At 39.5% G+C, this 24,952-nt stretch carries 24 protein-coding genes and 1 pseudogene; 8 read left to right on the top strand and 17 right to left on the bottom strand.

All coding sequences use genetic code 11. The features are described 5' to 3' along the window. Both NSQ70_RS01285 and NSQ70_RS01280 read left to right on the top strand, forming a co-directional pair. The gene (locus NSQ70_RS01285; protein ID WP_008359334.1) at positions 1-669 is read left to right on the top strand and encodes an ATP-binding cassette domain-containing protein; all 669 of its coding nucleotides are present in this window, start codon (positions 1-3) and stop codon (positions 667-669) included. Beyond that, positions 666-1,175, top strand: a complete 510-nt coding sequence (locus tag NSQ70_RS01280) for a hypothetical protein (RefSeq protein ID WP_008359336.1) — start codon at positions 666-668, stop codon at positions 1,173-1,175. The genes NSQ70_RS01285 and NSQ70_RS01280 overlap by 4 nt, the downstream gene beginning before the upstream one ends. 322 nt (positions 1,176-1,497) lie before the next feature. Here NSQ70_RS01280 and NSQ70_RS01275 read toward each other — a convergent pair whose 3' ends face one another. Next, positions 1,498-2,334 (bottom strand): helix-turn-helix transcriptional regulator, encoded by an 837-nt coding sequence (locus NSQ70_RS01275; RefSeq protein WP_008359338.1) that lies wholly within the window; start codon positions 2,332-2,334, stop codon positions 1,498-1,500. Between the two features lie 103 nt (positions 2,335-2,437). On the opposite strand from NSQ70_RS01275, the gene fabF reads away from it, so the two are divergent. Beyond that, the gene (fabF, locus tag NSQ70_RS01270; protein WP_178896782.1) at positions 2,438-3,670 is read left to right on the top strand and encodes a beta-ketoacyl-ACP synthase II; all 1,233 of its coding nucleotides are present in this window, start codon (positions 2,438-2,440) and stop codon (positions 3,668-3,670) included. 355 nt (positions 3,671-4,025) lie between these two features. Here fabF and NSQ70_RS01265 read toward each other — a convergent pair whose 3' ends face one another. Next, a complete protein-coding gene (locus NSQ70_RS01265) occupies positions 4,026-4,481 on the bottom strand; it encodes a hypothetical protein (RefSeq protein ID WP_007498491.1) in 456 nt (151 codons plus the stop codon). Positions 4,482-5,054: 573 nt separating this feature from the next. On the opposite strand from NSQ70_RS01265, the gene NSQ70_RS01260 reads away from it, so the two are divergent. The 4 genes from NSQ70_RS01260 (at position 5,055) to NSQ70_RS01245 (ending at position 10,568) form a co-directional block, all read left to right on the top strand. Then, positions 5,055-7,118 carry a thioredoxin domain-containing protein gene (locus NSQ70_RS01260; RefSeq protein WP_340958651.1) on the top strand — a complete coding sequence of 688 codons (2,064 nt, stop codon included), beginning with the start codon at positions 5,055-5,057 and terminating at the stop codon, positions 7,116-7,118. Positions 7,119-7,270: 152 nt separating this feature from the next. Beyond that, on the top strand, positions 7,271-8,041 hold the full coding sequence (locus NSQ70_RS01255) for a SurA N-terminal domain-containing protein (protein ID WP_008359353.1): 771 nt from the start codon (positions 7,271-7,273) through the stop codon (positions 8,039-8,041). Positions 8,042-8,259: 218 nt separating this feature from the next. Beyond that, entirely contained in the window at positions 8,260-9,594 is a 1,335-nt protein-coding gene (gene glpT / locus NSQ70_RS01250; protein WP_008343899.1) for a glycerol-3-phosphate transporter, read from the top strand. Between the two features lie 92 nt (positions 9,595-9,686). Then, positions 9,687-10,568 (top strand): glycerophosphodiester phosphodiesterase, encoded by an 882-nt coding sequence (locus NSQ70_RS01245; protein ID WP_017358710.1) that lies wholly within the window; start codon positions 9,687-9,689, stop codon positions 10,566-10,568. Between the two features lie 40 nt (positions 10,569-10,608). On the opposite strand, the gene NSQ70_RS01240 is transcribed toward NSQ70_RS01245, so the two are convergent. The 12 genes and pseudogenes from NSQ70_RS01240 to NSQ70_RS01185 all read right to left on the bottom strand — a co-directional run bounded on the left by NSQ70_RS01240 (position 10,609) and on the right by NSQ70_RS01185 (position 20,280). Then, on the bottom strand, positions 10,609-11,997 hold the full coding sequence (locus tag NSQ70_RS01240) for an amino acid permease (RefSeq protein WP_008343901.1): 1,389 nt from the start codon (positions 11,995-11,997) through the stop codon (positions 10,609-10,611). Between the two features lie 219 nt (positions 11,998-12,216). Continuing rightward, positions 12,217-12,975 (bottom strand): DUF4097 family beta strand repeat-containing protein, encoded by a 759-nt coding sequence (locus NSQ70_RS01235; protein ID WP_342502379.1) that lies wholly within the window; start codon positions 12,973-12,975, stop codon positions 12,217-12,219. A 27-nt stretch (positions 12,976-13,002) separates the two neighbouring features. Beyond that, positions 13,003-13,674, bottom strand: coding sequence for a bacitracin ABC transporter permease (locus NSQ70_RS01230; RefSeq protein WP_342502378.1), 672 nt, complete (start codon positions 13,672-13,674; stop codon positions 13,003-13,005). Positions 13,675-13,702: 28 nt separating this feature from the next. After that, positions 13,703-14,335 carry a TetR/AcrR family transcriptional regulator gene (locus NSQ70_RS01225; protein WP_008343904.1) on the bottom strand — a complete coding sequence of 211 codons (633 nt, stop codon included), beginning with the start codon at positions 14,333-14,335 and terminating at the stop codon, positions 13,703-13,705. Positions 14,336-14,463: 128 nt separating this feature from the next. Continuing rightward, positions 14,464-15,354, bottom strand: a complete 891-nt coding sequence (locus NSQ70_RS01220; RefSeq protein ID WP_041508153.1) for an AraC family transcriptional regulator — start codon at positions 15,352-15,354, stop codon at positions 14,464-14,466. A 93-nt stretch (positions 15,355-15,447) separates the two neighbouring features. Further along, entirely contained in the window at positions 15,448-16,395 is a 948-nt protein-coding gene (locus NSQ70_RS01215) for an alpha/beta hydrolase (protein ID WP_159145340.1), read from the bottom strand. 55 nt (positions 16,396-16,450) lie between these two features. Then, positions 16,451-16,750 carry a hypothetical protein gene (locus NSQ70_RS01210; protein WP_327862483.1) on the bottom strand — a complete coding sequence of 100 codons (300 nt, stop codon included), beginning with the start codon at positions 16,748-16,750 and terminating at the stop codon, positions 16,451-16,453. Beyond that, entirely contained in the window at positions 16,747-16,962 is a 216-nt protein-coding gene (locus tag NSQ70_RS01205) for a helix-turn-helix transcriptional regulator (protein WP_039176085.1), read from the bottom strand. Before NSQ70_RS01205 ends, NSQ70_RS01210 begins: the two co-directional genes overlap by 4 nt. 184 nt (positions 16,963-17,146) lie before the next feature. Continuing rightward, positions 17,147-17,752: an ABC-2 transporter permease gene (locus NSQ70_RS01200; protein ID WP_159145338.1), complete on the bottom strand. Its 606-nt coding sequence runs from the start codon at positions 17,750-17,752 to the stop codon at positions 17,147-17,149. Continuing rightward, a pseudogene (locus tag NSQ70_RS01195) lies at positions 17,736-18,601 on the bottom strand (ABC transporter ATP-binding protein). Before NSQ70_RS01195 ends, NSQ70_RS01200 begins: the two are co-directional and overlap by 17 nt. Positions 18,602-18,606: 5 nt before the next feature. Then, positions 18,607-18,978, bottom strand: coding sequence for a GntR family transcriptional regulator (locus NSQ70_RS01190; RefSeq protein WP_008343911.1), 372 nt, complete (start codon positions 18,976-18,978; stop codon positions 18,607-18,609). A 174-nt stretch (positions 18,979-19,152) separates the two neighbouring features. After that, the gene (locus NSQ70_RS01185) at positions 19,153-20,280 is read right to left on the bottom strand and encodes a DUF418 domain-containing protein (protein WP_061417701.1); all 1,128 of its coding nucleotides are present in this window, start codon (positions 20,278-20,280) and stop codon (positions 19,153-19,155) included. Between the two features lie 386 nt (positions 20,281-20,666). Between NSQ70_RS01185 and NSQ70_RS01180 the strand changes: the two genes are divergently transcribed. Then, positions 20,667-23,669, top strand: coding sequence for an amino acid adenylation domain-containing protein (locus tag NSQ70_RS01180; protein WP_342502377.1), 3,003 nt, complete (start codon positions 20,667-20,669; stop codon positions 23,667-23,669). A 119-nt stretch (positions 23,670-23,788) separates the two neighbouring features. Here the strand turns inward: NSQ70_RS01180 and NSQ70_RS01175 are convergent, their stop codons facing one another. Genes NSQ70_RS01175 through NSQ70_RS01165 form a run of 3 tightly spaced genes read right to left on the bottom strand, consistent with a single transcriptional unit; the run spans position 23,789 to position 24,944 of the window. Next, a complete protein-coding gene (locus NSQ70_RS01175; RefSeq protein WP_113767281.1) occupies positions 23,789-23,986 on the bottom strand; it encodes a hypothetical protein in 198 nt (65 codons plus the stop codon). A gap of 23 nt (positions 23,987-24,009) precedes the next feature. Continuing rightward, positions 24,010-24,429, bottom strand: coding sequence for a TlpA disulfide reductase family protein (locus NSQ70_RS01170; RefSeq protein WP_008343914.1), 420 nt, complete (start codon positions 24,427-24,429; stop codon positions 24,010-24,012). Further along, on the bottom strand, positions 24,429-24,944 hold the full coding sequence (locus NSQ70_RS01165) for a HEAT repeat domain-containing protein (protein WP_024719127.1): 516 nt from the start codon (positions 24,942-24,944) through the stop codon (positions 24,429-24,431). Before NSQ70_RS01165 ends, NSQ70_RS01170 begins: the two co-directional genes overlap by 1 nt. Positions 24,945-24,952 lie beyond the last annotated feature (8 nt).

The raw sequence follows: 24,952 nt of genomic DNA, 5'->3' as shown, positions 1-24,952 counted from the left end.
ATGTCAGAAGAATATATTAAAATTGAGGCATTAAACAAATTTATTAAAAAAAACCAAGTCCTTAAGAATATTAACTTATCATTACAAAAGGGGAATATTTATGGTTTTCGTGGACCTAATGGATCCGGAAAAACAATGTTGTTTCGTGTATTATCCGGATTAGTAAAACCAAGTGATGGAAAAGTAACTGTAGGTGGGAAACAATTACACAGAGACATCTCATTTCCCGAAAATGTTGGAATATTAATAGAGTATCCTGGTTTTATCCCAGAATATACTGGTTTTGCTAACCTAAAATTACTCTCTATGATTCAGAATAAAATTAACGATAACGAAATTTCTGCTGTGATTTCTCGTGTAGGGCTTGATCCAAATGACAAAAGAAAGTTTAAAAAGTATTCTCTTGGGATGAAACAACGTTTGGGAATAGCTCAAGCAATTATGGAAAAACCGGATTTGCTCATTTTAGACGAACCTACTAATGCTTTAGATGAGAAAGCAGTCGAAATAGTACATCAATTACTCGTAACATTAAAAAATGAAGGTAAAACAATTTTGATCGCTAGCCATGATAAAGAAACTCTTCAAAAGGTTTCAGATACGATTTATGATATTGAATCTGGTGAAATTATAAAAGAAACGATTGTTGATAGGGATAAAGAAAAATGAGAAAAAAAGTAATAGTAATTTCAGTGATGACTATAATTTTTATCTTAATCAGCATGTTCCGCTATCAACAAGTGAATAGTGAATACTCCAACTATAAAGTAACAGAAAAAAACCTTACGACAAATGAAACGTTTGAATTTCTAAAAATAAGTCATACGTTTAAAAAAGCTAAGAAAATTAATACCATTGATGAAATGAGAAATAAAATAACTGAATACCGCATACCATTTACATTAAAAAATAAAACAAACGATAAACTTCCCCTACATCCTGAATTTTATAGAATGATGAGGGGAGAGGAAGAAACCCAGACCATAGACTTTATTAATAATAAAACAGGCAAAAGAGTTAAAGATATTAAGCCTCATCAATATATAAGCGGTACCGTCACCTTTACATTTGCAAATAATGGTGAGGGAAATTTAAAAACGCCTAAACTCCATATGATCGGGAGTGATGGAATATCAGTTGAGAAATTCATTGTGAAAATTGATTACTTCAAGTAGCATATACTATTCAAATCAAAAGAAATACGTCCTTTTGTCCTCTTCTACTTTAAGAGGATTTTTTATATAAAAAGGCGAAGTTTTACTAAAGTTAAAGTACGAAGGAAATTAATATATGAAAGCAGATGAATTCATGCCAAACAATCAAAAATCCACCCCACTCCACTGAAAAATCACCATACCTCCTTCAGCACAGCACACACACAATGCCTTCATCCAAATACAAATAACCAATTGCTACTATACTAGTTGTTTTTTAAAATCTACACAAAGTTAAAGAAGTATTCTTTGAATCAGCCCTATTCTTCTCTCCAAACAACAGCTACCCTTCAATTAAACGTTTCAACTTAAGCTCCGTTTCAGTATCCTCAACTGGAGTATAGACACTGCATCTTAAATCAGTATCCCCATACACTTGTAATGAAGTGAGATTAAACAACATTTTCCCTACCTTAGCATGACGAAATTCAATTAATACTTCAGGTGCATAACTGATCTCATTTTCATTCCATATTTTACGAAACTCAGGATATGCCTGCTCCATTTCTTCTATAAATTGCTCATACCAGTCATCCGCCACATACTGTCCATAATACGTTCTAAATATGGCGATATATCCTCTTACAAAATGCTCCCAATTCACGGCTAAACTTTTAAATTCCTTTCTTGCGAATAGTAAGCGTATGATATTTCTTTCTGCCGGGATGATTTGTTCAAAGTCCAAAAATACATTAGCTGCTGCTTGATTCCACCCAACAATCTGACTTCTTCTATCAGATATAATTGTTGGGCAATAACGAAGTTCCTGCAAAATTTTCACTAAAGCCGGACTGATTTCCTTCTCATTCTCAATGATATAGGATTGTTTCACACCTTCCTCTAACGCTAAAGCGTACAAATATCTCCTTTCATCGTTATTTAATTGTAATGCACTAGAAATCGCATCTAATACCGAAGTAGATACTTTTATATCTCTGCCTTGCTCTAACCATGTATACCAAGTAAGACTCACACCGGCTAGTTGAGCTACTTCTTCTCTTCTGAGTCCTGGTGTTCTTCTGCGGGTTCCTACAGGTAAACCAACCATTTGAGGCGTGATTTTTGAACGTTGGTTCTTTAGAAATTCTGATAATGCTTGAAGTCTTGTTTCAGGTTTCATTAAGGTCTCCTTTTAAAATATTATTCATTATACTAGGATAAACAACAACTTGTAATAGGATAACACAATGGCTAAAGTTAATAAAAACAAGGAGGGAATGATCATGAAAAGAGTTGTCATTACTGGAATGGGAGTTATTTCTCCACTTGGAAATGATATAGATAGCTTTTGGAATCAACTAGTTCAAGGACAATCGGGAATATCTCTCATTGATTCTTTTGATACGACTGATTATAAAACAAAAATAGCTGGAATCGTTCGTGATTTCGATGCAGATGAAATATTAGGGAGAAAAGAAGCAAAACGATTAGATCGTTTTAGTCAGTTTGCCTTAGCAGCAGCCGAACAAGCATTAGAACATTCACAATTACAGTTAGATCAAGTAGATCTTGAACGTTTAGGCGTATATGTTGGTTCAGGAATCGGGGGCATACAATCGCTTGTTGATCAGGTGAATGTATTAGATAAACGAGGTCCCTCGAGAGTAAGCCCTAGCCTTGTCCCCATGATGATTTCAAATGCAGCTGCGGCCCAAATCAGCATTAAATTAGGCGCACAAGGGCCATCATTGTCACCAGTCACAGCTTGTTCTATTGGGAACACTTCTATTGGCGAAGCTTTCAATGCGATCCGAAATGATGAAGCAGATATTATATTTGCCGGTGGAGCAGAAGCTGCCGTCAACCAGATATCTTTGGCTAGTTTTGGAAACGCACATGCACTGTCTACTAGAAACCAAGACCCAAGTCGAGCCAGCCGTCCATTCGATACAGATAGAGATGGCTTTGTTATGAGTGAAGGCGCAGGTATCTTAGTATTAGAATCATTAGACAACGCAATTCTTAGAGATGCGCCGATATTATGTGAAGTAGTGGGATACGGGGCTAGTTCAGATGCACATCATATGGTCGCTTCACACCCAGAAGGTAGGGGTGCCTACTTAGCCATGAAGAAAGCATTGAGAAGTGCAGATATATCAACAAGTGAAATCGATGTTATTAGTGCTCATGCAACAAGTACACAAGTAGGTGATCGTTCAGAAGTTCTAGCCATTAAGAAATTATTTGGTGATCGTTCAGGTGAAATTCCAACAACGGCAAACAAATCAATGACTGGGCACATGTTTGGTGCTGCAGGCGGAGTAGAAGCGATTGCTTTAGTGGAAAGTTTGAGACGAGGAATGATTCCGCCAACTATTAATGTAGAGAAACAAGATCCAGATTGCAATTTAGATGTTGTATTAGAAGCGAGACAGCTTCCATTGAAATATGGGCTATCCAATTCTTTTGGTTTTGGAGGACATAATTCAGCCATCTTGTTAAAACATTACGATTGAAGTAGTGAAAAGGTGAAATAATGACAAAACAAGGGTTTATAGCCCTTGTTTTTTATGATGGGAATACCTCACAGACAATTGATCACGGACCTCAGCTATTTGATATATTAATTATATTCCTGTTTAGACGGTTTTGAGGATGAAGATAAGGATGAGAGTTTGGATTTAGTTATTAATTTCAAGACTCAACAATTTGGGAAACATTTAAAGTTCAAATCTTCTATTGGAACACAAACAATACATCTTAATTAAGAAATAAAGATGAGAACGCCCATAACATTTTAAAAGTAAGGAAACTATCTTATTAACCTCCTTACTTTTATATCAATACACTATTATTGAATACTAAATAGCATTAATCCCATTTTTCCATATGTACTTTTAATTCTGGTATACTTAATATCCTTTGTATCTCTGTATCATTTTCCGTATCTATATAACTTTCTTCTTCATGAGAAGATGTAACCAGCCATTCTTCTCCATTTTTGAAGAAGGACAAGTCTTCTGGTAAATTTGGTTGCTCCCATTCATATAAAGAATTTGCGAATTCTTTTAGAATACTCTTCGCATTTTCATCTGTATAATAGTAATAAACTTTTGCTGTATTGTTAAATAGCATTGTGCTAGCCCATTCTGATTGTTCTTTCATCTCTTTCAATGAACTTTCAAGTTTTTTTAGGAAGGGATTAAAAGATTTTAAAGATCCCATATCTTTTCTTAAAACTAAATGAAACTCATCACAAATTTCGAAAGCCAAATCAATTAATTTGGAGTACTGCTCACCTTTTGGATTTTGATCAATAACTAACATATTTACACCTTCTCATATACCCATTTTTTAGATTTTTTGAATGTATGTTCTTTTATGCTTCTTAAACTCAGATTATGCAACATAAGTAACTCCTGTAATAGTCACCGCTAGACCTATTGAAATTAAATGTGCTAAAAGTGCCTCTCCACCAAACGAAGAGATTACTAGAATGAATAGTATATATTTATTTCCAACACCACTTTTAACACATATTTTCATAAAAACACAAAGCTATTATAACAGCTTGTTATTAATGATTAAATACACACAAGATAAATATAGTAATAAATTCCATTTAAAAGGCATTAATATAGGTTTTCATAATTAATGAAGTGAATAAAAGAATTGAAAACAAATCTATCGAAAGTTAAAATTTCCACAGCAGTCCCTATAAATCTTTGACCTAATTATAGTTTTTTGATTTTTGCTCAGTTTCAAAATAAAGAACTATCGGTTATTATCCTACGTAACTTTTTTGAAGTAGTACTATCTAAATTCAAATGAAATTCCTTAAGCCCATCACCCTTTACACTCAAAAAGATTTGATAAATAAATATGAAAGGAGGAGATTCCATGTCTACTAACAATAAACCCAACAGATTAATCACTGAAAAATCTCCATACCTTCTCCAACACTCCCATAACCCAGTTAACTGGTATCCATGGGGAAAAGAAGCATTTGATAAAGCAAAAAAAGAAAACAAGCCTTTGCTGGTAAGCATCGGCTATGCCACTTGCCACTGGTGCCACGTCATGGCACACGAAAGCTTTGAAGATCAACAAGTCGCTGACATCCTAAACGAGCATTTCATTTCAATCAAAGTCGATCGTGAGGAGCGTCCAGACATTGACTCGATGTATATGTCCGTTTGTCAGATGATGACTGGGCAAGGAGGCTGGCCGCTCAACGTGTTTGTCACGCCTGATCAAAAGCCGTTTTATGCGGGGACTTATTTTCCAAAAAGAAGTGCTTACGGCCGTCCTGGCTTCATTGAAGCACTGACGCAATTGCTGGATGCGTATCACAACGACCGAGATCATATTGAATCATTGGCAGAAAAGGCAACAAATAATCTGCGAATCAAGGCAGCAGGACAGACAGAGAATACGCTCACTCAGGAGTCGATTCACAAAGCCTATTATCAGCTCATGAGCAGCTTTGATACGCTGTATGGCGGCTTCGGTTCTGCGCCTAAATTTCCCGCGCCTCATATGCTCACGTTTCTCATGCGTTATTTTGAATGGACAGGGCAAGAAAATGCGTTATATGCTGTCACAAAAACGTTAAACGGCATGGCAAACGGCGGTATTTATGATCATATTGGTTCTGGATTTACTCGATATTCAACAGATGAAAAATGGCTTGTGCCGCATTTTGAAAAGATGCTGTATGATAACGCCTTGCTGATAAATGCCTACACCGAAGCCTATCAAATCACTCAACACCCTGAGTACGAAAAGCTTGTCCAAGACCTCATTCAATTTATCAAACGAGACATGATGAATCGTGACGGCTCTTTTTATTCGGCAATCGATGCCGATTCAGAAGGAAAGGAAGGGCAATATTACGTTTGGACAAAAGAGGAGATCATGACCCATTTAGGCGATGACCTCGGCACTTTATTTTGTGCGGTCTACCACATCACAGAGGAAGGGAACTTTGAAGGACAGAACATCCCTCATACCATTTCCACCTCATTTGATGACATCAAAGCAGCTTTTTCAATCGACGACAAAACCCTTCATTCCAAACTGCAATCCGCTCGACACATCTTACTCACTGTAAGACAGCAGCGGCCTGCACCGCTAATCGATGACAAAGTACTCACCTCGTGGAATGCGCTGATGATTTCCGCACTTGCCAAAGCAGGAAGTGTCTTTTATGTAGAAGAAGCCATACGCATGGCAAAACAGGCAATGTCTTTTCTCGAAACACACCTCATCCAACAGGGACGCCTCATGGTCCGCTTCAGAGAAGGGGACGTAAAGCATCTAGGCTTTATCGAGGATTATGCGCACATGCTAACAGCTTATATGTCTTTATACGAAGCGACCTTTGACCTAGATTGGCTGACAAAAGCAAGAGCCGTTGCTGAAAATATGTTTGAACTGTTTTGGGATGAGCAAATCGGGGGCTTTTTCTTCTCAGGCTCAGATGCAGAAGCGCTTATTGTTCGTGAAAAAGAAGTATACGACGGGGCCATGCCGTCTGGTAACAGCACCGCACTCCAACAGCTTCTGAAACTAAGCAGAATGATCGGACGTCAAGACTGGATCGAGACACTAGAGAAGATGTTCAGCGCCTTTTACGTCGATGTCTCTTCCTATCCAAGCGGACATACCGCCTTTTTACAAGGACTATTAAGCCAATATGCCGTAAAACGAGAAATCATTATTCTCGGGAAAAAGGGCGATCCGCAAAAAGAACAGCTTCTACAAGCATTGCAAAAACGATTCATGCCATTTGATCTCATTTTAACTGCCGAAACAGGGCAAGAATTAGCAAGGCTCGCACCTTTTGCAAAAGATTACAAAACGATCAACGACAGCACGACGGTCTATATTTGTGAAAACTACAGCTGCCGCCAGCCGATCACCAATCTCGACGAAGCGATGGAACAATTATTCCAAACTTGAGCTGTCATATGATGACTATGAGAAGACAAAATGAGGACAAACAGATAAAAAACATGTCAATCCGCTAACAATTCGTCTATACGGTTTTATTTTTCCTCTAAAACGGTTAGAATGCGCACTAGATGTTCTCATACCGAAGGGAGAGAAAATAATTGAAAAAAGTATCATATACACTCATTGCTTGTCTGTTATCAGTGGGGCTTGCAGCCTGCTCATCAAACGATGCGAAACAGGATAAGCAAAACGATTCAGCCAAAAGCAAGGAAACAACACAGGCTGACCAAAAAGAGCAGCAAAAGCAAATGGAAGAGATGCAAAAGAAATTAGACGCACAAAAAATTGATGATCAAAAGGTCGTTGCGACCGTCAACAAAGATAAAATCACAGGCAGTGAATACAATAGCGCTCTATCGACCATTCAAGGTCAACTTCAGCAGTCAGGACAAGACCCAACATCTAAAGAAGGCGCAAAAGCTGTCAAGAAGCAAACCATTGATGCGCTCGTAGGTCAAGAGCTCATCCTGCAAGATGCTGAGAAGAAGGGCTATAAAGCCTCTGACAAGCAAGTCGATAAGCAGCTAAAAGAAGAAAAGAAACAATTTAAAGACAATGCTCAATTTGAAGAAGCACTCAAAAAGAGCGGACTGACAATGGATCAGCTGAAAAGTGATATTGCCGACAGCATCAAATACAGCCAATATGTCGACAAAGAAATTAAATCAGCCTCTGTGTCTGAAAAAGACGTCAAAGCGTACTATGACCAATACGCCGAACAAATGAAAAAACAAAAACAAAAAGCACCTGATTTCAAAGACGTCAAATCACAAATCAAGAAGCAGTTAGAATCTCAAGAAAAGCAAAAAGAAGTACAAAAAGAAATTGATCAACTAAAGAAATCTGCAAAAATTGATGTATCAATTTAACCACTATTAAAAATCCGCCATTGTGCGGATTTTTTTCATCACTTCATGAACTGTTTTTCCAAAATAATGACAAAAGCCTCATCATAAACATCTTCTCCATCCGATATGATGGGAGTACAAAAGAAAGCGCTATCAATTCTTTTGTCTCTGAAAAAGTACAAGATCAAAGACAGACCTCGTACTTTTGTTTCAGTCATATCTACAAGAGGAGGATGTTTATGTTCAAATGGTTTAAACCGGCTCCGCATATCGACAGGCTCGATGATGCCAAAACAGACGAAACCTATAAACGGCTGCGGCTGCAAGTCTTTTTGGGAATCTTTATCGGATATGCGGGCTACTATTTGCTGCGCAAAAATTTCGCATTTGCCATCCCTTATTTACAGGAAGAGGGGTTCACAAAAAGTGAATTAGGCTTTGTACTGGCGGCTGTTTCAATCGCTTATGGCTTTAGTAAATTCATTATGGGGATGATCTCAGACCGGTGTAACCCAAGATACTTTTTAGCCGCTGGACTCTTTCTATCAGCTCTTATCAATATTCTATTTGTCTCATTTCCATGGGTGACATCCAGTGTATGGATCATGTTTTTATTCATGTTCTTAAACGGCTGGTTTCAAGGAATGGGGTGGCCGCCATGCGGACGAACGATGGCGCATTGGTTTTCGGTGAGTGAACGTGGAACGAAAATGTCCATTTGGAACGTCGCTCACAATATCGGTGGGGGAATTCTTGCACCGCTTATCACATTAGGAATTGTTTTGTTTGCGACGTGGAAAAGTATCTTTTTCTTCCCTGCCATCATCGCCATTATCGTCTCCTTCGTCATCATTCTTCTCGTACGGGACACCCCGCAATCCGCTGGTCTTCCGCCAATCGAAGAATACCGAAATGACTATCCGGCACAACAATATGAAGATCAAGAAAAAGAATTAACCGTAAAAGAGATTTTATTTAAATATGTACTCAACAATAAATTCCTTTGGTATATCGCCATTGCCAACGTCTTTGTGTACTTTGTCCGTTACGGGGTCGTAGACTGGGCACCTACCTATTTAACAGAAGCAAAAGGATTCTCACCAGAGCATTCACGCTGGTCTTATTTCCTTTATGAATATGCAGGCATCCCTGGTACATTATTGTGCGGGTGGATTAGTGACCGCTTCTTTAGAAGCCGCCGCGCACCTGCTGGCGTACTCTTTATGATTGGCGTATTAATTGCGGTTCTTGTGTACTGGTTAAACCCTGCTGGCAATCCAATGGTTGATAACATTGCCCTCATCAGCATCGGGTTTTTAATTTACGGACCTGTCATGCTCATTGGACTGCAAGCCATTGATCTCGCTCCGAAAAAAGCCGCTGGCACTGCTGCCGGGCTGACAGGATTCTTTGGATATATTGGTGGCTCTGCTTTTGCTAATGCCATGATGGGCGTCGTCGTCGATCACTATGACTGGACAGGAGGTTTCATTTTACTAGTTGGTTCTTGTATCCTTGCGATTGTGTTCCTCGCCATGACATGGAATACAGGAAAGCGCGTAGAGCAAGCTTAATGAAAATCACATAAAAGATTCATCTCCGCCCAACATGCCCTTTACATCTATTTCTTATGATGGAGGCAGTTACCGTAAAAGGAGGATAAAATATGAAGAAAAGTAGATTACTTGCTTTCGTGTTACTCTCTTTTGCTTTACTGTCTTTTGGTTGGGTGCCGACCACCATATCGGCACATGAACATCTTTTATCTCCAGATCGCATTTTAACCGTTGCACACCGCGGAGCATCAGGGTATGCCCCAGAGCATACCCTAGCTTCCTACAAGCTCGCCACAAAGATGAATGCAGATTACCTCGAACTCGACCTTCAAATGACAAAGGATGGACACCTCATCGTCATGCACGATGAAACGGTTGACCGGACGACAAACGGAACAGGCTGGGTCAAAGACCTCACACTTGCCGAAATCAAACAGCTTGATGCCGGTGCATGGTTTAACGAAGCCAACCCCGACAAACAAAATGCCCACTTTATTGGACAGCAAGTCCTCACATTAGATGAGGTATTACGCTACTTCGGTAAACGAGAAAATTATTATATTGAAACCAAAAAACCAGACATCTATCCACAAATGGAAGAAAAGCTATTGGCTGTCTTAAAGAAACATCATCTTCTTGGAAAACATACGAGAAAAGGGCAGGTCATCATCCAATCTTTCAGCCAAGAAAGTCTATTAAAATTGCAGAAACTCGCCCCTCGGCTTCCAAAAGTACAGCTATTAGATAGAGCGCAAATGACGTCTATTACAGATGATCAGCTCGACTTCATCAAATCGTATGCAGTGGGGGTCGGACCGAATTTTAGAGCGTTGACACTTGAAAATGTACAGCAGGTCAGAAGCCACGGACTCCTCCTTCACCCATATACGGTAAACAGCGAAGCAGACATGACACGTCTTCTGCAATACGGTGTCACCGGTCTTTTCACCAACTTTCCAGATGTCTTTCAGCGTGTCAAAGCTTCTCTGTAAACGACAAAAGCCTTGCGGGTCCACTCCGCAAGGCTTTTGATTATTTCACCGTTTGATCAGAAGAAGCTGTTTCAATCGGTTTTCGTTTACCAATTCCAAATACAAAAAAGCTAAGCGCCACTAAAATCAAGAACCCAATTGCCACAATGAGAGAAATTCGTGTATCCTGATTAATCAGCATAAACACAAGCACCATCAGCAAGAATCCGATTGTCAAATAGTTAGAAAATGGCGCAAGCGGCAGCTTAAACGGATGCTGATCAAGCGCTGCCCCCTTCGCTTTTCTGAAGCCAATATGACTAATCAAAATCACAAACCAAGGCACCATACCAGGAAGGACACTCGCACTATACACATAAACGAAAATGTTTGGCGGAGAAACATAATTTAAGACCACCCCAACCGCTAAACCAATCAGCACAGCAAATGTCCCAAAATACGGTACACCATTCTTCGAAATTTTTGTGAAGAAAGCAGGTGCCTGTCCATTCACACCTAATGTATAAAGCATACGTCCCGCACTGAAGATTCCACTATTACAGCCGGACATCGCTGCTGTAATGACAACAAAGTTAATAATACCTGCTGCTGCCGTAATTCCAATTTTCGCAAACGTCGCCACAAATGGACTGCCGAGCGTATTCAGCTGATCCCACGGATACACCGTTACGATGACAAAGATCGCACCGATATAGAAAATTAAAATACGCCAGATGATGCTTTTGATGGCATTTGTCAGCGTCTTTTGCGGATTTTGCGCCTCACCTGCAGTAATCCCAATGAGCTCTACCCCTTGATAGGCAGCAATCACTAGGGACAATGCAAACAAGAAACCGCTAAATCCACCTGTAAAGAACCCGCCGTGCGCCCAAAGGTTAGACAAACCAATCGCTGTTCCACCATTGCCAAACCCAAAGAAAATAATGCCTAAACCTGCAATGATCATTAAAATAATCGTCACAATCTTGATCATCGCAAACCAGAATTCAAACTCACCGAATGACTTAACCGAAATCAAGTTGGCCGCACCTAAAATGATCATGGCGATTAATCCGGGAATCCACGCCGGTAACTCCGGGAACCAATATTTCATATAAGCGCCTACGGCGATAATCTCAGACATTCCAACAATGACCCACTGGAACCAGTTACTCCAAGCTGTCATATACCCCGCAAGCGGATGAATATATTGATGCCCAAATGTAGCAAACGATCCCGTACTCGGTTCAAGATACAACATTTCTCCCATCGCACGCATAATAAAAAAGATAAAAATACCACACACTGCGTACGCTAGAAGAACCGATGGACCTGTCCATTGAATGGCTTTAGCTGACCCCATAAATAAGCCAACACCAATTGTGCCGCCAAGCGCAATCATTTGAATATGACGAGCACTTAACCCTCTCTTTAATTCCTTTTGAGCCACTTCTATTCCCCCTCATCAACAAACAACATAAAAAATAAAAAATCAGAATTTTCATTCTGATTCAAAATCTTCAATCTTTCGATGTATATTATCATAATAAATCTACCCTTAAAAAACAATTGTTTTTTTGAGGAAAACACTATTAACAAAATATTCTGACATAAAAAGATATTCAAATTATTTTATATTGATATATCGAATCAGAGGATCATCATCGCTTCAATGACCATCACTTAATAGAAAAGAACCTCCCCTTATATCGACCTCAAAGCTTTTCCCTCCATTTTTATAAACCATTCTCTCCTGATCAACATCACAAGGAAAGTCATTGTGAAACGTACCTGATCTTTTCTTCACATAACAAATAAATCCATCATTTTCCGGAATTGCCACTTTGACAGATGATCCAGTTGACGTCGATTTGAGCGAATGCAGCATGACCTTTGAATGTATCTGTACCCTTCTGCCTATTAAATTCAGATCAATATCTGAAAAAGCACCTACCATCTCCACTTTTGACGAAGTAGTACGCAGGCTCATTGTCTGCGTGTTGAGCTGTTGACTAGAAATAAATCCACCCACTGTCTGCAAGCGCAGATGCTTGATTTCTCCCGTAAACATGGACTTTCCAGAAATCAATTGGCAGTCAGCCTCCTTCACCTTCAGTCCATCCAAGAATAGATTTGCTCCTTTACAATGAATAGACAAGGACTGTAACTGTGCCTGAGGGAGGTAAATCTCCAAATTCGTTTGATGAAGATGAAGCCCCAAGCTGATCGCTCGTTTTCTTTTATCTTGAATGACTAGCCTGCCTTCCTGCACTTGATGATGCAGTAAATACCGATGGGGGAATACGTGATTGGTGGTCTGCTTCATCAATAAATAAGGATGATCATGGTGATAAAGGCGAACATCTCCCACCAGCCAGTTTAACGAAAGTTCCGTTATTGCTTCTTCAATTCGAACCGTATGCTTCACATATCTCCATCCTTTTCCCATCATGAATTACCTCGTTTGCAGCCGGTCGATGCGGCTCCACAATTCCAAGATCACAATGAGAATTGCCGAGATCATCGCTCCTGACAGGACGAGGTTCAATTGATCATTGCCATAAATGGCGAGCGATACATTTCCTAAAACAGCACATAAAACAATGGCAGTCAGGACGGTCATCAAAACAGATTTTTTGCTCAAGCCTATTCTCATCGCCATCATGCCAATCGCTTGAACACAAACAATCAACATAAAGAATGTTTTCATCAATTGAAACAGAGAACCTGCCGTCAGCGTATCGTGAACAATAGGGAAAAACAATTCAGTCACACTAAACACAACAAACGAAGGAATGATACTACACATCATCGCAAACGTTGAAAGGCACACCATCCATATCATATGAGAAAGGAATCTCACTGAATTGGATGTGCGTTCCTGATAAACAGTCTTGCCTACACGCCAATACAGCATAGCTGTGATGATAGAAAAAAAGATCATCCATACTGTACTCGTTAACAAATAAATATTCGTATATTGCTGAAAACCCGGTTCGCGTTCAATTTTTGCAGCAAACGCAATAAAATAGATGAATACTAGCAGCACAATACTCGCGATGAAACTAGCTTGAATATACTGCTTCATGTGGCCTTTTCTTAGCTCAACCTTCATAAAATGAATCATACGTCATCCTCCTATCAGTTGGCATTCTTTATCTTTCGGGCAGATCATACCCGCCAATTTCAGCATAGTGCGCTGTCACCTTTTGAATAAATAGATCACTCACAATATCCACGCCAAGACCCTTCATCATCTGCTTTAAAAAACACAAACGCTGGACCGTTTCTTCATGATTGCGGACAAACAAGGTGGGATTCAACCATATATTCACAAGAAGCAAAAATACTTCTGCCACTTCACCAGGAAACGCAGTTTCCATCGAACCATCCTCAATCCCTTCAATGATTAACTGTTTGATTCTCAAAGCATCCTGATTGACACCTGTCTTCATGCCTTCAATCACAAATTGCGGATTTTTCATCTGATCAACCAAGATCCCATCAATCGAATGAGACTGCGGGTCTGCCACAAGCTGCTCCAGAATAAGCTGCAGCTTCTCTTTCGCATGAGCTGCCTCCGTATGCTCAATTAACTCCTCAAGCTTCTCGGTTGCATAACGAAACTGCCGATCCATCACGCCGCGTAATATTTCATCCTTCGATTTAAAATGATGATAAATAGCCCCTTTAGACATATTCAATTCATGGATAATATCTTGCAAACTTGTCTTTTCAAATCCCTTTTCCTGAAACAACTTTGTCGACACGTCCAAAATTTGCTGCATCGTCTTTTCTGGATACTTATTTCGCGCCAGTTCAAACGCCTCCTTTTACATACCGACCGTCGGTATGTTTAATTATATTTTTCATTATAAACGGTTCATGCAGATTTGTATACAACAAAAAAGACCGCTCACACGGTCTTCTCAAGCTCAAAATGCAAATTCATCGGCACATCTGGCAGAGCCGAAGCCTCTACCATATTCGTTGTAGGTGTTTTCTCATCCACTTCCTCAAATCGAAAACCGTCAGCCCAGACTGTTCCATGACCGCTGAGTAGCACTCCAAAATGAATGGATTCACTGCGCGTAGGAACATCTAATACGATCGCATATTGATTCCATTCCGTAGAATCTGTCACAGGTCGATTCTGCATATTATCAAACTGCACCGTATCACCCTTTCCGTCATCTACCCGCATCCAAATTCCTGCTGAAGATACATTCTCTGTTTTCAAGAAAGCAGAGAGCTTCAACCGCTTGCCTACATACTCTTTTGCTTGAAACCCCTGCATCATCGTCGCAAACTGTCCTTCTTGTACGCCTTCTTTAGATGATAAAACACCTGATTGCTTTCCCGTATGGAACTCTGCTGTATCAACACCCATCTCATACATATGCGGATGTGAACCACTCAAACCCCAGCCAGGTACTGCTTCATGTAATGTCATCGAATCTTCCTCCTTTTTCATTTGCATATCTCTCATCATGGACCTGTACATTCCGGGAGGTAAAGAATAAAGATGCTTAAAAGCACGCGTAAAGGCTTCCTGCGATTGGAATTGTAACGAAAAAGCGATGTCTAAAATCCCTTGATCCGTATACAAAAGAAGCTGTGCAGCCGTAGCTAATCTTCGTTTCCGCACATATTCCCCCATCGACAGCCCGGTTTCTCGTTTAAATACACGCAGCAAATGAAAATGTGAATATCCTACTTTCTCATGCACCTGTCTCAGCGACAGCTCATCCATCAAATGCGACTCCAAATAAGAAATCACCTCTTGCGTCACCCGACTATACATCATCTCCCTCACCTCTTCTTGATCATAAAACAAATCAGTTCACTCGTTTTGATCAAAATTGCGATGTTTCATCTGTCCAGCTGAGGAGGAAAAACGCTAACGTGAGCGCTCGTTGTTCGATAGAAACTCCCTCACATCATCTGCGATTTCTTTTGATTTCGTATGATGCAAATAATGGCCGCCTTTGAAAGTAACGACTTTTCCGTGGTCTACATTTTTCAGCAGCTCTTCATGCATTGGTTTCCAGTTTGGTGTTTCTTTCTCCGTTTGATCCGCTAGATAGAAAGCAACAGGGAGCTTCTTAGGGAAATGTAGGCGCTGAGCGTTTTTAAAATTGTTTCTAAAGTTTTCTGCCTCACTAGCTTGGCTTTCATCCAAGAAATTTCGGAAAGTCAGCATTTTAATCTGAGCTTTCGTTTGATCATCTACTTTAGGCATCACCAGTTGATCTGGATTCATTTTCACTATCAATCTGTAAAAGCCGGATTGATGAAGCAGCTGTAAGCTGGAGACTGGCAATTCATCTGCATCCTCCTGCTTAGGAAAACTACTATCAATTCCAACAAAGGCTTGGACTTCTTTTTCGTATTGATTCACATATTCTAATCCATAGATGCCAGAAATCGAATGACCCATCAGCGTATATTTTTTAATGTTGAGTTTCTGCAAACATTCATGAATCTCATCCACAATGTTTTGACTTGTCCTTACTTTATCTGTGTCGTCACTTAAACCATAACCAAACGGTTCAATCACTACGACTCTATAATATGGCGATAACTCCTTGACTAACGGTTCAAAATCCAGCACGGGTGAAGCAGTTCCATAGCCTGGTAGAAGGACAATCGTTTCTTTCCCATCGCCTTGAATGAGCACATTCATCTGCTTCCCATCCACCAAAACCTTTTGCCCATAATCTTCTATTTTCCCCTGTTCTCTTTCATTACTAATTAGATTCACAACATAAACACTGGCTACAAATACAACCAAGACAGTCAGAATGGTACATAGAGCAATCAGCATTATTTTCAGTAATTTTTTCATTATTTTTTCTTCCCTTCATGATGAAGTACCCTAGCTTGCATCCGCAGATGAAAGATTAGTATTTTCTTTCACAATAGATAATGCCAATGGTATTTGCGCAAACACTTGATACATACATAAACGTAATCGCTATATAAAACCATTCCGTTGGAGATGATAATTCATGAACAAAAGCTTGAATGACAGCAACCAATATATAGGCTAATGCCACACCTACAATTGAAAAACTTCCGGCTTTCGCTAAAATAAATTGACCTCGTTCATCATGTTTATATTCACGGTTTTTCTTAAATTGAAAGGCCGTGCTTAAAATAGAAAGGGTAATGAGAGAATAAAGTATGATCGTCGTTATCATTGTTGTTCCTCCTTGTCGACCTCTTGAAATACGTCATACAAATCAACTTCAAATGTCCTAGCAATTTGAAATGCTAATTTTAAAGACAAAGAATATTTACCATTTTCAATCGCTGCCACAGTTTGACGAGTCACACCTAACTTCTCTGCCAAATCCTTTTGTGTCCAGTCTTTTTCTGCCCGTAATACCTTAATTCTATTTTTAATCTCCATTTCAAATTCCTTTCTTAAAGGATGATTTATTTAACATAATGTTAAAAATAATTAACATTATGTTAATTAACAATAACCTCTTTTCTTCTGTATGTCAATTTCACCGGATGCAAAAAAGAATCATCCATTTTGAAAGGCCTACCTCAAAATGAATGATTCTCTATAAATGATGTGATCATCTGATTTAAAACACTTTCCTCTGGTAAATCGCAGTAGAAAGTCCCCAAGACAGCAAGTAGATGAGCATAATCAGTACAGTTGACCCCGTATAGACAATAGGGATCGATAAATTCATGATAAAATTAGTGATCCCACTGAATTGCTCTGCTAAATAGAGAACAACAGGCGGTCCCATAGCAGATAAGACGATAAAGCCAATGATCACTGCCGTTGTGATATAACCAGGCTTTAAGATATAAAACAATGGAAACGTACATGCTGCAAACAATAAAAACAACCCGCTGCCAATCGCAATATCTGACAGCGAAAACAGCTTCCCAAACACAAATAATGCAGCACTTGTCAGCACGATCGCAATACTCATATAAAAAATGGCGCCAAGATAACGTGATGCGATAATTTCTTTACGTGTATAGGGCAAGGAATTTAATAGAATATTCGTTTCTGCCTTCTCATCATAAGCATATGTGTTAAATGGAATAAAGACACTAGCGACTAGAAACGTTAATACTGGATGGACATCCATGAAAATGAAAAATAAGATAAACGGAATAAAAATAAGTAACTGCTTCTTTTGCAAAATCACATCACGCTTAATTAAATGAAACATGCGCAACCCCGCCTTTCAAATAAAACATGATATCCTCAAGCGACGCCGGTTCAATCACAACAGCGTCCCCAAAAATAAATCAATCCGATCTGTTAATGCTTCAAATCCGGCTGCCGTACGCTGAATATGGATAAACGCCTTTTCTGTGTCTCGATCCAGCAAATCCAGGCTCCCCTTCACCAGCGCATAATTCTCCGCCACCTCATGAATCGACTGTTGAAAGACCAATCTTCCATTTTGTATAAACGCAATATAATCCGCGATGCGATCTAAATCAGTCGTCATATGCGTTGAGAAAAAAATCGTTCGATTTCCATCAATCATCAATTCTTGTAACGTGCCGAGCAGCTCTCTTCTAAATACCGGATCTAAACCAGCAGTTGGTTCATCCATGATAATCAGCTCTGCATGGTGCGACAGCGCAATCGCAAGCGATGCCTTCATCTGCATCCCTTTTGAAAATGTTTTAATCGCTTTATTCAGCGGCAGACCAAACTGTTCAATATATTGATAAAATAGTCTATCATCCCAGCGTTTATAGGCAGGTGCCACAATTCGTTTGATGTCTTTTAAATTCAATCCTGGAAAAAAAACGTTAGCATCGTAAACAAAGCCAATTCGTTCCTTAATCTCTTTTTCATGGGTGCGATAATCTAATCCAAAAATTTTAACCTCACCAGAATCTGGTTTTAACAAATTCATGATCATTTTAATCGTGGTCGACTTACCAGCTCCATTTTCTCCAATAAACCCAGTAACAAAGCCCTTTTTGACCTGTAAATCGAGATTCTGCACAGAAAAGTCTTTGAACCGTTTTGATACTCCTTTGAATTCAATCACATGCTCCACTCATCTCACTCCTCATACAAGAACTTTAATAACTGCTGCAATTCATCAAAAGATAAGCCTAATTCCTTGCCGTTTGTAACAACCGCTCCAAGCTGTTCCTCAATCACCTTCAATTTTTTCTCTCTCATGACCTCTAGGTTTTGCTCGGCAACAAATGATCCCTTACCGACAATCGAATAAATAAATCCTGCCTTCTCTAACTCTTCATATGCACGTTTTGTTGTGATGACGCTGATTTGTAAATCCTTCGCCAGCTTTCGGATAGACGGCAGTCCCGCACCTTCTGCAAGCTCACCCGTTAAGATCAACGATTTGATTTGCGTCGTAATTTGCTCATAGATAGGCTCCTTAGAATGGTTAGAAATCGTAATTTGCATATAAAAAACCTCTTTTTTCTGTACTGGTATTCGCAATGAAATATTGTATATACACTATATATACATTATATACACACTGAAAAAATATTCAACTCCTTTTATGAACTTTTTTGAATGCGATCCAACTAAAAAACCGCACAGCTCTTCAGCCATGCGGTTCCTCAACAAATCAATTTATCTCCAATATACCCATTTTCCCATAAGCCATTCCACAGGCCCTCTTCTCCACTTTTTCAAATAGAGATAGCTGATGAACAGCTGAGCTGTGTAAAGTCCAACAGCAAGTAGCAGCCCAAACATTGAGCCCATTTGTCCGAATAACCCAAGTCCGTAAGAATAGAAAATCGTTGTACAAATAATAGATTGAGCCAAATAGTTTGATAAAGACAATCGGCCAAGTCCTGCAAGCAGACGTTTCAACCCTTGTGCAGCCTTTGAATAGTAAAAGACAATGAAAGCTTGAATATAACCGATCGTCAGGACATAGGCTCCTAACGTCAACACCATTTCACTCCAAGGAGCATCACTGAACGTTGCACATTTTAAAGCGAGCCCGATGATAATCATCCAAACCCAGCCTTTACGATAAGCCATGCCTCGATCTTCTTCTGTCAAATGACCTTTTTTCCCGATCGCCATGCCAAGCAGTGCAAATGGCCCCACCATAATCGTACCGAATAGAAAACCCAAGATCGGCATCATCGTAATGGTCACGATCGCCATAATAATGGTCACAATCATCATATCGTCTTCAATCGTTACCCGGCTCAATAAAATATCACCGTATGCACCCTTCGCATACACATCAGTTAATAAATCATCATTTCCATAAACAAAGGTCATCAGATATGGTAAAACCACTAATGACAAAGCACCTAACACACCTGACCAAATCAGCATTGTTTTGATCCGGCTGCTTAAAAACATCATCAAGAAAAACGTACATGCTCCATAATATAAGAGAATATCACCATTCCAAATGAATATGTAATGCAACATCCCAAGCACAATAAGACCAAAGCCGCGGCGAACGACGATGGCATTCGTATTCAGCCCCTTTGCCTTCGTGGATTCAATCAACTTGATAAAAGAATACCCAAACAAAAAGGAGAAAATCGGATAAAATGACCCCTGAAACAAGATCTCCGTCACATATACCCCAAACTCCTGCCCCCATATGCTCGGATCAAACATCTTCTCAAAATCATAATCATATTGAAAATTAAGCATATTCACAATCAAAATACCTAATAAACTAAAACCACGTAAACTATCAATAAACTCAACCCTAGATCCCTTCAACACGACAGCTCCTTAAACAATATATAACAAATTTAAGATATACCTGTATATTTTACCAAATATTTTTCGAAATAGTATATATATTTCTAATAAAAAAGTGATCTTTCATCCTATCAATGAATCCAGCCTATCTTATGATTCAATTTCCCCCTATTTTCATCTCATCTTGATCATCAAAACGCTCATTCAAGGAAAAAGCCGAGGGTCCTATACATTTTATCTCTAAATAGGACAATATATCTGCATATTATTTCAATTATTATATAAATTTTACATTTTATTGTTGATATGACCTTCATTGACAATGAATATTTCTTCATATACACTTTGGATGGATTTAGGAATAACATTCCTAATCTATCAAATTCTAGAGGGGGAATATCATCATGAATGATCAAAATTTATGTGATATCATGAGACACCACGCCACTCACACGCCGCATCATCCAGCTTTAGCGTGCAACCATCAGAACATCACATATGCTGAACTTGAGAAACAAAGTAACCAGTTCGCCAATTACCTTATCAAAATGGGCGTAACGAAAGCTTCTCATATTGGCCTAGCCTTAGAAAGATCACCACAATTGATTGTCTCTATTCTCGCTATCACCAAAATAGGAGCCGTATATGTGCCTATAGATATAAATTACCCTAGTGAACGTATTCAATTTATGATTGAAGATGCCGAACTATCGTTTTTACTCACAACATCACATGTCACTCAAAGCCTAACCTCCTTGCCTATTCCTACTATCTACTTAGATAAAGAAAAACATCTCATCCTTACACAATCAACGTCAAACCCGTCTTTTGATGCAAAACCTTCTGATGCCGCTTATATCATGTATACCTCTGGCACAACAGGAAAACCAAAAGGTGTTGTCATTACACATAGATGTATCATGCACCTAACGCATAACCCTTCCTTTCTGCCCGTTAATTCTTCTGATACCTTAGCATTATTATCTACCATCTCTTTTGATTCCTCTACATTTGAAATATGGTCCGCTTTATTAAATGGAGCGACACTCGCTATTCCTCCTTCTGGAAAACTGACTCCTGAACTCGTCAGTCAAACCATTAAAGACTATGATGTATCGATTCTTTTTTTAACTACTGGATTGTTCAACTTGATGATGGAGTCACACCTGAACGATATCAAATCAGTTAAATACATCGTCTCTGGCGGAGATGTCATGTCTCCTCAAGTCGTTCATCAAGCATTAAAGGAGCTCCCACATACGACCATCATTAATGGCTATGGCCCGACAGAAAATACAATCTTCACAACAACTTTTCAACTGCCAGACACCTGGGATGATCTCGTCAGTATACCAATTGGCAGACCTGTAGCAGGAACCATCATTGACATCACAAATGAACAAGGTGAATCTGTCTCTCAAGGACAAATAGGGGAACTCATCACTTCAGGAGATGGACTAGCATTAGGCTACTGGCGAAGAGCAAACCTAACAAAGGAACGTTTCATCGAACGGGATGGAAGAACCTATTACAAAACAGGGGATCTTGTTCGACAACAACCTGATGGGCTGATTGAATATATTGGTAGAAAGGATGACCAAGTCAAAATTAGAGGCTTTCGTATTGAGCTTAGCGAGATTGAGCATGTGTTGATCCAGCATCCAAGTGTTAAATCCTGTTTGGTGACAGCCACAGAAGTGATACCTGGGGATAAGCGCATCATTGCATACATCATTCCGTCCAACAAAAAGACATGGGATCTATATACCATTCAAACTTATGCAAAGAAAACATTCCCTGATTTCATGCGCCCTGCACATTATGTTCTATTGACAAACTTCCCTACGACCACAAATGGAAAAGTCGATCGAAAAGCACTACCAAGACATCATTTCGACAGACCCAAACTGCAAACTGAATATGTCGCACCAACTAATCAAACCGAAGAAGCACTCTGTGAAATATGGACAGACCTATTAAAGGTAGAGCCCATTGGCACAAACGATCACTTCTTCGACTTAGGAGGAAACTCCATCCTTGCCGCCAAAACCTTAATGCGTATGCAGGAAACATTACACGTTGAACTACCTGCCAGCACCCTTTATGAACATCCTACGATTCAACAAGTTCATCTTATGCTACAAAATCAAACACCTGAGCCGAAACAACAGCTCACATCAGAGGGATTTTTAGATGAAAAGATTCAGCCAAAGCACCTATTCGATTCTAAATCCTTTAAGCAGAATGCCGTGTTATTAACAGGAGCAACCGGCTTTCTAGGCGCTTATCTCATTAAAGAGCTTGTTCGAATGAATCCCTCCATCCAAATCTATTGTGTCATCAGAGCAAGGGACAAACAGCACGCAAGACAGAGAATACAAGTAAATATGGAGAAATATCACCTATGGGACGAACATTATCTGAAACAACTAAAACCGATTGTAGGTTACTTGGACAAGCCTCAACTAGGACTCTCAACAGAGGAATTTCAACAACTCGCCCAAACCATTGATGTCATCTATCATAATGGAGCAAAAGTCAATTACGTTCAGCCCTATCACATGCACAAGGATACAAATGTCACCGGCACAGAAAATATCATCAAACTCGCCTGCACAGAACAGGTAAAGCCTGTTCATTTCTTATCGACCATTGCCATATTCGGACCTGCCGGGTATCTAGATGGCACGACCGTTCTTTTTGAAGATACATCCATCGATGCTTATCTTCCTATTGTAGAAAAGGACATTGGGTACTCTCAAAGTAAATGGGTGGCAGAAAAAATCATGTGGGAAGCAAAAAAACGTGGCGTGCCGATCACAGTCCTTCGCCCCGGCTTCATCATGGGCGACAGTCAAACAGGTGTTCATAATACAGAGGATTACATGGCGAGACTAATCAAAGGATGCATCCAATTAAAGGCTTACGGTGAGCTACCGAATCAACGAAAAGAATTCGTACCCGTCGACTTTGTTTCAAAAGCCATTACAACCATATGCAAGGATCCAGCCAACTTCGGCAAAGCCTATCACCTCGTCCCACCTCAAGAAGAAAGCATGGAATTAGGTGAATTTTTTCAAAAAATCACAGAAGAAATAGGCTATCCATTAGAAAAGAAAGCATATAACGATTGGGTAGAAGCTCTCATTCAAGCAAGCGACCAACACGCAGACAACGCCCTTACGCCATTTCTTCCAATGCTCACTGAAAAGGTAGAACGAGACAAAACAGTCTGGGAACTATACGAAAACATGGCGCACTTTGACTCAACAAATACTCAAACAGTTCTCCAAGCACATGGAATGACCTATCCCCCTATGGATGATCATTTAATCAAACGCTATTTCAAATACATGGAGGACATTGGATTTTTAAAATTTAATTCAAACACTGCTATGAGAATATAAAAGCATTCCCTTGTTTTTAAACTCAATACAGGAAGTAATAAAAGGTTGGATTCAACATCCAACCTTTTATTACTTACCTTTCATCAACTGTACCTTTCTAGATCACCTCGGTAGAAAACTTATGCCTTATGATCTTTTTCTTCTTTAAAAAGCACACGCTTCACATAAAACAAAATCCCCAATCCAAACAAAATCAACGGCAACTCCCAGTCTGCAGAAATCGGCAGCCATTTCAACATCATGAGAATCAGCAAAACAGCTCCCACACCTGCATAAAAGACCACCGTTTTTTTCAATTCTTGGTTTGATTGAAACAAAACGCTCTCCTCCATAACCCTAATTATGATCGTTTTTCTAGTTTTTTTAATATTTTTTCCCAGCCGGTATCTCCCATTTTCCGATCAATTAATTGCCCCTCTTTATCTATGAGGCAAAAACTTGGTAATCCTTGAATTTTATATTTTGTGACAATCTCATAATCTTGATCCAACACAATGGGAGCAATGAGATTCTTTTCCTCCGCATATTTCGAAACAACCTCTATCGATTTTTCTTCTTCCGTATATGGAACATGGACACAGGTTAAATGGATACTCAACTGATCCACACTATGTAGAATGTGGTCGGTTAATTCTTCACAATGCGGACAGTTAACTGACCAAAAATAAAGAAGCTGAGTATGCTCTTCAGGTAAACACCGCTGATGTGAAGAATGAATCCAAGGAAGGTGCTCAGGCCATTTAAGTATTTGCGTTTCCACTACTCATCCCCCTTTTCTTTTAATTGAAAGGCGATGATTTTTCCTAGTGCCTCTTCTGCAGCAAAAGGTGCCACATTTCCTGATGGATTCTCTTGTTCCTGTTTTAGGCACTCGTACATATTTTTTTCGATTTTTGATGGATCAATCCAAGAGATACACCACGACGCCCAAAAACAAGTAGGACCCTTATAGCGTTTTGCCAAAGGCAGAAGAAATGGCAAACTAGGCTGACCAATTCTCATGAGTGAGATCGCAGCCGCCATTCTTGTCTCCTCTTCTTCACTTTCTAAGAGTTTGGCAAGAGCTTCTGCTGCGTCCCCTGCATCTGCTCCAAATTCACCAAGAACCGCTGCTGCAATATTCCGCAAAGAACCCTCTTCTTTTAAGGCTTCAACAAGCACTGGCACTGCCTCTTTTCCTGATTTCCTTAACTCCCCCATGGCTTGAACGATCGTTACTTCATTGGTATTGACTAAACGTTGAACCGATTGAGATAGCTTATCTTCTGGTTTCATGACAATCA

This window comes from Bacillus sp. FSL R5-0397, assembly GCF_038593395.1.
GTDB lineage: Bacteria > Bacillota > Bacilli > Bacillales > Bacillaceae > Bacillus > Bacillus altitudinis.
This window is presented reverse-complemented; position numbering and strand designations above follow the sequence as displayed.

Bases quoted from the DNA above. Each gene is read 5' to 3' on its own strand.
- NSQ70_RS01265 (WP_007498491.1), bottom strand. From the start codon at position 4,481: ATGTTAGTTATTGATCAAAATCCAAAAGGTGAGCAGTACTCCAAATTA.
- NSQ70_RS01230 (WP_342502378.1), bottom strand. From the start codon at position 13,674: ATGATTCATTTTATGAAGGTTGAGCTAAGAAAAGGCCACATGAAGCAG.
- NSQ70_RS01260 (WP_340958651.1), top strand. From the start codon at position 5,055: ATGTCTACTAACAATAAACCCAACAGATTAATCACTGAAAAATCTCCA.
- NSQ70_RS01165 (WP_024719127.1), bottom strand. From the start codon at position 24,944: ATGAAACCAGAAGATAAGCTATCTCAATCGGTTCAACGTTTAGTCAAT.
- NSQ70_RS01215 (WP_159145340.1), bottom strand. From the start codon at position 16,395: ATGAAAAAATTACTGAAAATAATGCTGATTGCTCTATGTACCATTCTG.
- glpT (WP_008343899.1), top strand. From the start codon at position 8,260: ATGTTCAAATGGTTTAAACCGGCTCCGCATATCGACAGGCTCGATGAT.
- NSQ70_RS01220 (WP_041508153.1), bottom strand. From the start codon at position 15,354: ATGATGTATAGTCGGGTGACGCAAGAGGTGATTTCTTATTTGGAGTCG.
- NSQ70_RS01200 (WP_159145338.1), bottom strand. From the start codon at position 17,752: ATGTTTCATTTAATTAAGCGTGATGTGATTTTGCAAAAGAAGCAGTTA.
- NSQ70_RS01190 (WP_008343911.1), bottom strand. From the start codon at position 18,978: ATGCAAATTACGATTTCTAACCATTCTAAGGAGCCTATCTATGAGCAA.
- NSQ70_RS01275 (WP_008359338.1), bottom strand. From the start codon at position 2,334: ATGAAACCTGAAACAAGACTTCAAGCATTATCAGAATTTCTAAAGAAC.
- NSQ70_RS01280 (WP_008359336.1), top strand. From the start codon at position 666: ATGAGAAAAAAAGTAATAGTAATTTCAGTGATGACTATAATTTTTATC.
- NSQ70_RS01245 (WP_017358710.1), top strand. From the start codon at position 9,687: ATGAAGAAAAGTAGATTACTTGCTTTCGTGTTACTCTCTTTTGCTTTA.
- NSQ70_RS01210 (WP_327862483.1), bottom strand. From the start codon at position 16,750: ATGATAACGACGATCATACTTTATTCTCTCATTACCCTTTCTATTTTA.
- NSQ70_RS01225 (WP_008343904.1), bottom strand. From the start codon at position 14,335: ATGCAGCAAATTTTGGACGTGTCGACAAAGTTGTTTCAGGAAAAGGGA.
- NSQ70_RS01180 (WP_342502377.1), top strand. From the start codon at position 20,667: ATGAATGATCAAAATTTATGTGATATCATGAGACACCACGCCACTCAC.
- fabF (WP_178896782.1), top strand. From the start codon at position 2,438: ATGAAAAGAGTTGTCATTACTGGAATGGGAGTTATTTCTCCACTTGGA.
- NSQ70_RS01205 (WP_039176085.1), bottom strand. From the start codon at position 16,962: ATGGAGATTAAAAATAGAATTAAGGTATTACGGGCAGAAAAAGACTGG.
- NSQ70_RS01285 (WP_008359334.1), top strand. From the start codon at position 1: ATGTCAGAAGAATATATTAAAATTGAGGCATTAAACAAATTTATTAAA.